9 protein-coding genes, 1 rRNA gene and 1 riboswitch are annotated in these 8,133 nt (G+C 42.8%); of the genes, 1 reads left to right on the top strand and 9 read right to left on the bottom strand.

Features of this window, described 5'->3' with window-relative positions:
* Positions 1 to 3: 3 nt before the first annotated feature.
* The 8 genes from purF to CSV76_RS16200 form a co-directional block, all read right to left on the bottom strand.
* Entirely contained in the window at positions 4 to 1,428 is a 1,425-nt protein-coding gene (purF, locus tag CSV76_RS16165) for an amidophosphoribosyltransferase (protein ID WP_085427159.1), read from the bottom strand.
* Positions 1,404 to 3,635, bottom strand: coding sequence for a phosphoribosylformylglycinamidine synthase subunit PurL (purL, locus tag CSV76_RS16170; protein ID WP_099626230.1), 2,232 nt, complete (start codon positions 3,633 to 3,635; stop codon positions 1,404 to 1,406). The genes purF and purL overlap by 25 nt, the downstream gene beginning before the upstream one ends.
* A complete protein-coding gene (gene purQ / locus CSV76_RS16175) occupies positions 3,625 to 4,308 on the bottom strand; it encodes a phosphoribosylformylglycinamidine synthase subunit PurQ (protein WP_085427161.1) in 684 nt (227 codons plus the stop codon). Before purQ ends, purL begins: the two co-directional genes overlap by 11 nt.
* Positions 4,305 to 4,559 (bottom strand): phosphoribosylformylglycinamidine synthase subunit PurS, encoded by a 255-nt coding sequence (gene purS, locus CSV76_RS16180; RefSeq protein ID WP_085427162.1) that lies wholly within the window; start codon positions 4,557 to 4,559, stop codon positions 4,305 to 4,307. The genes purQ and purS overlap by 4 nt, the downstream gene beginning before the upstream one ends.
* Positions 4,560 to 4,595: 36 nt before the next feature.
* Complete coding sequence (purK, locus tag CSV76_RS16185) at positions 4,596 to 5,717, bottom strand: 5-(carboxyamino)imidazole ribonucleotide synthase (RefSeq protein ID WP_085429006.1); 1,122 nt, start codon at positions 5,715 to 5,717, stop codon at positions 4,596 to 4,598.
* A 2-nt stretch (positions 5,718 to 5,719) separates the two neighbouring features.
* On the bottom strand, positions 5,720 to 6,208 hold the full coding sequence (gene purE / locus CSV76_RS16190) for a 5-(carboxyamino)imidazole ribonucleotide mutase (RefSeq protein ID WP_085427163.1): 489 nt from the start codon (positions 6,206 to 6,208) through the stop codon (positions 5,720 to 5,722).
* A 153-nt stretch (positions 6,209 to 6,361) separates the two neighbouring features.
* A riboswitch (purine riboswitch) is annotated at positions 6,362 to 6,462 on the bottom strand.
* Positions 6,463 to 6,589: 127 nt separating this feature from the next.
* Complete coding sequence (locus CSV76_RS16195) at positions 6,590 to 6,775, bottom strand: NETI motif-containing protein (RefSeq protein WP_085427164.1); 186 nt, start codon at positions 6,773 to 6,775, stop codon at positions 6,590 to 6,592.
* Entirely contained in the window at positions 6,772 to 7,299 is a 528-nt protein-coding gene (locus tag CSV76_RS16200; protein ID WP_085427165.1) for a DUF2179 domain-containing protein, read from the bottom strand. Before CSV76_RS16200 ends, CSV76_RS16195 begins: the two co-directional genes overlap by 4 nt.
* Positions 7,300 to 7,489: 190 nt before the next feature.
* Here CSV76_RS16200 and CSV76_RS17445 point away from each other — a divergent pair, with 190 nt between their 5' ends.
* Positions 7,490 to 7,948 (top strand): hypothetical protein, encoded by a 459-nt coding sequence (locus CSV76_RS17445; RefSeq protein ID WP_158232839.1) that lies wholly within the window; start codon positions 7,490 to 7,492, stop codon positions 7,946 to 7,948.
* 52 nt (positions 7,949 to 8,000) lie between these two features.
* Here CSV76_RS17445 and rrf read toward each other — a convergent pair.
* A 5S ribosomal RNA gene (rrf, locus tag CSV76_RS16210) occupies positions 8,001 to 8,116 on the bottom strand.
* Positions 8,117 to 8,133 lie beyond the last annotated feature (17 nt).

Raw genomic sequence — 8,133 nt, forward strand, 5'->3', positions numbered from 1 at the left:
CTCCTATCGTACGATTTCTTTTTCATGCGGCATGGCCGTGTCCGAATAAATATCTGTTGGATATTCACCCGTGAAACAAGCTAAGCATTGTCCGCAATTTTTCATTTCAGATGATCGGCCATTGGCTTCTAGCATTCCTTCTATTGATAAGAATGATAGTGAATCTGCACCGATTTCATCACGCATTTCATCCAAAGTACGACCTGTTGCTATTAATTCTGAATCCGAACTAATATCTACTCCGTAATAACACGGAGCAATCAATGGGGGTGAAGCGATCACAACATGTATTTCTTTAGCACCCGCAGCACGAAGCATGGCGACTATACGTTTAGATGTGGTACCACGAACGATTGAATCATCGACCATTACCACTCGCTTGCCGCTAACCACTTGGTGTACAGGTGACAGCTTCATCTTTACGCCTTTTTCACGCAACGCTTGAGACGGCTGGATGAACGTTCTGCCAACATAGCGGTTTTTGATTAATCCCAACTCGTACGGAATACCGCTTTGTTCAGAGAATCCGATGGCAGCAGAAATACTGGAATCAGGAACTCCCGTGACGACATCTGCACTAATCTGTACTTCCCGAGCTAATTGCTTACCGCAACGTTTACGTGCAGCATGAATATTGATCCCATCAATATCCGAGTCAGGACGTGAGAAATAAACATATTCCATTGAACACATTGCATTATCTCCAGGTTCTGCAAATCGCTCAGATGTCAATCCGCTGTCATTAATGATCAGCAATTCACCAGGTTCAACGGAACGAACATGTTCCGCACCGATAATTTCAAAAGCACAAGTTTCCGAAGCGACTACCCACGCATCGCCTATTTTGCCAAGTGATAATGGGCGTATACCGTTCGGATCTTGGGCAACCATCATTCCTTCATCCGTCATCAAGACAAATGCGAATGCACCTTTTAGAATACTAAGGGCTTTTTTTACTCGATCCCGCTGATTCCGAGACCCACTGCTACGTTTGATCAAGTGCGCAAGAACTTCTGTGTCGGATGTACTTTGAAAGATACTTCCTTGACGCTCCAAATGTTCTTTCAAATCTGTTGCGTTGACTAGGTTACCGTTATGCGCTATAGCTAGGCTTCCCGTTGTCGAACGGAAGACAAGCGGTTGAACATTCTCTATACCACGTCCGTTTTCTGTCGTATAACGAACTTGTCCAATCGCGCCACGTCCTACGAGTGAATTCAGTTTTTCTCCAGAGAATACTTCATTAACCAAACCTTCACCTTTGACCGCGTGTAGACCGTTATCGTCTTTTACGACGATACCGGCTCCTTCTTGTCCACGGTGCTGAAGAGCATGCAAAGCGTAATAGCTCAGCTGTGCTGCATCTTCATGTCCCCAAATACCAAATACGCCGCACTCTTCGTTTAAGCCTCTGAGCTCAGCAAGCATGAAATTGCCCCTTTCCAAGCAGTCTGGAATTCTTCAACCGTCCCTTCTACTAAGACAGTTCCCTCTGCGTCTTTGATGACAATATCTTCGCCATCTGTCACGGTCCCGATTTTCACTGCATGCTGGACTTTCTCTTCAAACGCAGCTACTTGATCGGCTTGTACAGTCACTAAGAAACGTGATTGTGTCTCACTGAATAATGCAGTGATTGCTGAACCTTCCACTGTCACATCAGCACCCAACCCGTTTGAACCAAATGTTCCTTCACAAAGCGCTACAGCAAATCCACCTTCTGATAGATCATCAGCTGATTGAATTAGTCCCGCTTGAATCGCTTCAAGAAGTTGTTGCTGACGTGTAGCCTCTACATCTAAATCGATTGCTGGTGATTTACCAAAGATCTTTCCTTCGATCATTTGTTGCAATTCACTGCCACCGAATTCTGTTTCTGTTTGACCAATTACATAGATTGCATCTCCAGCTTGTTTGAAACCAGGAGTTGTTACTTGGCTCAAATCATGGACGATTCCTACCAAGCCAATTGTTGGAGTTGGATAGATCGGCACACCATTTACTTCATTGGAGAGAGATACGTTACCGCCAATAACTGGCGCATTCAGCTTACGACAAGCTTCTGAAATTCCATCTGCAGATTTTTCAAGTTGCCAGAATACTTCAGGCTTATCAGGGCTACCGAAGTTTAAGCAATCTGTCAGTGCGATTGGCTCTGCACCCGAACATACTAAGTTACGTGCAGCTTCAGCTACCGCAATTTTACCACCCGTTTCCGGATCCAAATAAATGAAACGTGAGTTACAATCTGCTGTCATCGCAATACCTTTGTTCGTTCCTCTAACACGGATCACACCTGCTGACGCTCCTGGCGCTAGTACTGTATTAGTTCTTGCACCTGTATCGAATTGGTTGTAAACCCACTCTTTTGAAGCAATCGTTGGACGTTGCAATAAGTCGAGTAATGTTTCTTTCAAGTTCGTTACTTGTGGTTCTGTATTTTCAATCGCCTGGTTTTCTCCAAACGATGCTGGTTCTTTTGATTCTTTCTGATAGCTAGGTGCATCTTCAGCCAGCAGGTCTGCTGAAACTTCAGCTGCGACTTCGCCTTTATGAAGTAGACGAAGCATTTTATCGTCTGTTACTTGACCTATTACTGCCGCAGTAATACCATACTTCGTGAATAGTGCAATAACCTCCTCTTCACGCCCCTTTTTCACAACGATCAACATACGTTCTTGAGACTCAGACAACATCATTTCATACGCTGTCATATTCTCTTCGCGCTGTGGTACAAGATCCAAGTTTAATTCCACACCATAGCCTGCTTTTGAAGCCATTTCTGCTGCAGATGATGTCAAGCCTGCTGCACCCATATCTTGAATACCGATTAACGCATCGGACTTAACTAAATCCAAACAAGCTTCCATCAATAACTTTTCAATGAACGGATCGCCTGCCTGCATGACTGGTAGTTCTTGCTCTTCTTCAATAGATAATTCCGAAGAAGACATCGTTGCTCCATGAATACCGTCACGACCTGTAGTAGCACCTGCATATATCACGGTATTGCCTACACCAGCTGCTACGCCTTTTTGAATATCTTCATGATTTAGCAAGCCGACTGCCATCGCATTGACCAATGGACGTTTCGAATAGCACTGGTCGAACTGAACTTCTCCAGCCACCGTCGGAATTCCCATTGCGTTACCGTAACTCGCAATTCCTGCAACTGCTTCTTCAAACAGGAATCTATCACGCGGTTCTGTTAAATCACCGAAACGAAGTGAATTTACTAGTGCTACGGGACGTGCGCCCATAGAGAATACGTCACGAATGATTCCGCCTGCACCTGTTGCTGCACCAATGAAAGGCTCGATTGCTGATGGAGAGTTATGGGATTCCATTTTGAACACGGCAGCTTGATTATCACCGATGTCTACAATTCCAGCACCCTCACCTGGTCCTTGTAGAACACGCGCACCTTCAGTAGGAAATCTGCGTAATACAGACTTTGAGCTTTTATAAGAACAGTGCTCTGACCACATAGCAGAAAATAATCCTGTTTCTACATAGTTCGGCGTACGACCAAGTTTTTCTACCGCACGATCATATTCTGCATCCGTCATCCCCATTTGAAGGTATAGACGATTTTCTTTAATTTGCTCTGCTGTAGGTTCGTGATTAATTGACATGCTGTTCACCCCGATTGTTCATGATTGACTGGAATAAAGCTGTTCCATCTGTTCCACCGATGATTGCTTCTACTGCACGCTCTGGAAGTGGCATCATACCAAGAACATTACCTTTTTCATTTGTAATCCCTGCGATTGCCGCTGTACTGCCATCTGTATTTTCATTCGCATATGTGAAGACGATTTGATTATTGTTTTTCAGTTCATTCACTGTCTGCTCGTCTGCATAGTAATTGCCAAATTCACTAGCTACTGGCAATGTGAGCACTTGACCTTGTGTATAGTCTTTTGTGAAAGCTGTATTATTATTTTCTACCCGTACCGATTCTTGAGCTGAACGGAATTTCAAGCTCTTATTGCGTAAAAATCCACCTGGGAGGATGCCTGCTTCTACTAAGATATGAAAACCATTACCGACTCCAAGAACTAATTTACCAGATTCAGCAAATGCTTGAAGTTGCTTGCATGCAGGTGAACTTTTCGCCAATGCACCCGGACGTAAGTAGTTGCCGTATGAAGTGCCTGTTGGCAATAGAACTGCATCGAATTGATCGAGTTGGTCAGCTTCCGTATGCCAAACGTATTCAACATCTTGCTTTACCGATTCCTCAATGGCATGGTACATATCAAGATCACAAGTAAGACCTGGGAATACTAGAACGGCGAACTTCATTTGCTGGTAACCTCCCCGATTTCGAATCGATAATCTTCAATGACTTTATTGATCAATAGATCATTACACATTTCCTTCACGCGTGTCTCAATTGTCTCTTCTGAACCATCTAACTGCAATTCGATCAATTTACCGATTCGCGCGTTTTTCACTTCTTCATAACCCATTTTCTGAAGTGCTTCTGTTGTTGCGATTCCTTGTGGATCTACAACACTTTCACGTAGTGTTACATAAATAGTTACTTTCGTCATTGTCGGTTCCTCCCAAAGTGGAAATCATAGTTTGTATTAGTTAGTTTCTTGCCAGATACCGGACTGTTCAATTTCTTGCAATGTTTTTTCAAGATCATCCGTCATAATCGTAACATGACCCATTTTACGTTTTTCTTTCACTTCTGCTTTACCGTATAAATGAATTGACCAATCAGGATAATCTGCAATACGTTCTTGAAGTGGTGCTACATGTTCTCCCAATACATTCACCATGATGGATGGTGCCCATAACTTCGGCTCACGTAATGGCCACCCACAGACTGCACGAATATGCTGATGAAATTGCGAAATATTGCATGCCTCTATTGAGTAGTGACCCGAGTTATGTGGTCGCGGTGCCAATTCATTGATAATAATCTTACCGTCAGGCAACACGAACATTTCAACTGCTAGCGTGCCTACTAACTTTAAATGGCCAGCAATTTTTTTTGCTGCTTCTTCTGCCGACTCCAGGACTGCTTGGTCAACTCGTGCAGGCACAATCGATTCGTGCAAAATGTGATGCTTATGAATATTCTCTGCAATTGGTAAACAATATGTCTCACCAGCTGGGTTTCGTTGAATAATAACGGAAATTTCTTTTTCGAACGGAACGAATGCTTCCGCTATACAAGAAGAGTGGGTAAATAAATCCTTAGCACTCTCTATCTGCTCTTTCGATTCAAGCTTGATCTGACCTTTACCATCATAGCCGCCAAAAGCCGTTTTTACGATACAAGGAAAACCAACATCGTCAATTTTCTGTACTAATTCATCATACGTTTCGGCAGTTATATAGGTTGCAACCGGTACGCCAGCTGACTGAATTTCAGCTTTTTCATTAATTCGGTTTTGCGTAATGCGAACTAATTCAGCGCCTTGTGGAACATACGCTTTCTCAGTTAGCCGTTTCAATCCTTCATAATCAATATTTTCAAATTCAAATGTAATGACATCACTGACTTTGCTTAATTCGTTCAGTGCTTCTTCATCATTATACGGAGCGACAATTTCAACATCGGCTAACTGTCCACACGGAGAATTCTCTGTTGGATCTAGTACCGCAATCTTGAATCCTGCTTCTTTTGCTGCAAGTCCCATCATCCGTCCTAGTTGTCCACCACCAATAATGCCGATCGTCTGTCCAGGTTGAATCATTTTCAATTTAATTCACCACTGCTTTCCAGCGAAATTTTCTTCATTTCATCGCGCCTTTGCTGTAGCTTATTACGTAATTCTTCATCTTGTACACAAAGTATTTGAGCCGCTAGAAGGCCCGCATTTGTAGCGCCTGCTTTGCCAATCGACACAGTTGCTACCGGAACGCCACCAGGCATTTGAACGATGGATAATAATGAGTCCATTCCATTCAAGGCTTTAGATTGCACAGGCACACCAATAACAGGAACTAGCGTTTTTGCCGCAACCATTCCTGGTAGATGGGCAGCTCCGCCTGCTCCTGCAATAATAGCGTGTAATCCTTTTTTCTCTGCTTGTTCTGCATAGTCAAACATGAAATCCGGCGTACGGTGGGCTGACACTACTTTCTTTTCATAAGGAACTCCTAGTTCATCTAAAATGTCGCATGCATGCTTCATTGTTTCCCAGTCGCTCTTACTGCCCATAATGACACCAATCTTCGGTTCCAAATCTAATCCGCTCCTTCATGCCCAACATGATTTAATAAAAATAAAAAGGTCCTTGAAAACTCCACTTTTCACATGCACAAAAAGCAGAACTTTCAAGGACCCTTACTAAACGGATATAAAACCATCTAACTCAGCCATCATCCGTGATATCCAAGAAAAATTGCTTTCCCACATAGTGTAGACATTTACGGTGTCTTGGTAGAAACGCCACAGCCAATTCTGCAGCATATACGGGGAACTCATTTACTCTTATTATATTATCAACTATTACATAATCCGTCAACTTAAAACCGAACATTATATTATATATCTTTTAAAATCATTCGCCTTTAAGTTGACATATGAATGTATACAAGACAGTTCCCTTTCAACTGACAGTTATTAGCTGTTTTTGATGCCCTGAAACTGCGTTTGTTGTCTGATGGGGATATACTCTTCCCCCACTTGTTTAAACAAAGGTTTCTCTCTTCGAGCAACAACTGTATAGCCTAAGTTTTTAATTCTGTCCAGACATTCTTCGAGTGTCTCATCTTCTTCTCTATCAAACCACATCTTCTGTTTACTCATTTAAATAATTTGCCTCGTTTCACATTCTTTACCCAGAAGCCGCCGTGTATCGATTTAGGTTCATAAGATATAATAAATGCTTTCGGATCAATCTCCGTTATGGTCTTATATAGTTTCAGTTCATATTTTCGTGGAGTCAAAATCTGCATAGTCGAACGAGCTCCACTTAAACCATTTGCTGAAGAATCCGTTACACCATAACCGAGTCTTCTTAACTCCGCAGGCATTTCTTTATTAACATCTGCTGTTATCACATTGACTGTAATATAACCGAGTGCTAATCTTTCTTCAATTTTGGAACCGATAATAACTCCTATACCATACCCCAGAGCATACGCAATTAAGTTTTGTATTTGCCCCAGATTATCCAACACCAAACCAAGCCCAATTACATACACTACTGTTTCTATCATACTCACACCAGCAGCTATATAACGATAACCTTTCAAAGTCAGGATAATTCGCATTGTCATGAAAGTTACATATACAATATTTATCGCGAAGATAATTAACACCATTACCATTGCATCACTCCCCCTTACAAGTAGAGTAATCGTATCGCGCCTAACCTTATAATTCAAGGAAAGTCTTTTGAAATGTGGTTTATATTGGATAAGAATATTAGGTTTACTTTATTGATAGGAGTTGGAAGAGAATTTTTAAGGTGGGGATTGAATAGATGGTGGTGTTTTTTGTAACTTAGTTGTTGGGATGATGGATGGGGAAGAGCACTTGGAGGGGGTCTATGAGCGGATTGCGCGCGGGATAGAGCACTTAACTGGAGTCTATGAGCGGATAACGGGTGCGATAGAGCATTTAGCTGGAGTCTATGAGCGGATAACGGGTGGGATAGAGCACTTGGTTGGAGTCTATGAGCGGATAACGGGTGCGATAGAGCACTTAGCTGGAGCCTATGAGCGGATAACGGGTGGGGTAGAGCACTCAGCTGGAGTCTATGAGCGGATAACGGGTGGGATAGAGCACTTGGCTGGAGTCTATGAGCGGATAACGGGTGCGATAGAGCACTTAGCTGGAGTCTATGAGCGGATAACGGGTGCGATAGAGCACTTAGCTGGATACTATGAGCACAACACACGATACAATAGATCTCCATCCGATTTTAGCAAGCAAAATAACGGATTCTTATTCGGTTGCACTATATACATTACATAATACACCGTTTTTAAAACACAAAAAAGCCACTCCCCATAAGGAATGGCTTCGTGCCTAGCAACGTCCTACTCTCACAGGGGGAAACCCCCAACTACCATCGGCGCTGAAGAGCTTAACTTCCGTGTTCGGTATGGGAACGGGTGTGACCTCTTCGCCATCGTTACTAGACTCTTTGAGTAAAGCTT

This window comes from Sporosarcina sp. P17b, from assembly GCF_002743115.1.
Classification (GTDB): Bacteria; Bacillota; Bacilli; order Bacillales_A; family Planococcaceae; genus Sporosarcina; species Sporosarcina ureae_C.

Coding starts and splice junctions, on each gene's coding strand:
- purF (WP_085427159.1), bottom strand. CDS start 1,428: ATGCTTGCTGAGCTCAGAGGCTTAAACGAAGAGTGCGGCGTATTTGGT.
- purL (WP_099626230.1), bottom strand. CDS start 3,635: ATGTCAATTAATCACGAACCTACAGCAGAGCAAATTAAAGAAAATCGT.
- purQ (WP_085427161.1), bottom strand. CDS start 4,308: ATGAAGTTCGCCGTTCTAGTATTCCCAGGTCTTACTTGTGATCTTGAT.
- purS (WP_085427162.1), bottom strand. CDS start 4,559: ATGACGAAAGTAACTATTTATGTAACACTACGTGAAAGTGTTGTAGAT.
- purK (WP_085429006.1), bottom strand. CDS start 5,717: ATGATTCAACCTGGACAGACGATCGGCATTATTGGTGGTGGACAACTA.
- CSV76_RS16195 (WP_085427164.1), bottom strand. CDS start 6,775: ATGAGTAAACAGAAGATGTGGTTTGATAGAGAAGAAGATGAGACACTC.
- CSV76_RS16200 (WP_085427165.1), bottom strand. CDS start 7,299: ATGGTAATGGTGTTAATTATCTTCGCGATAAATATTGTATATGTAACT.
- CSV76_RS17445 (WP_158232839.1), top strand. CDS start 7,490: ATGGATGGGGAAGAGCACTTGGAGGGGGTCTATGAGCGGATTGCGCGC.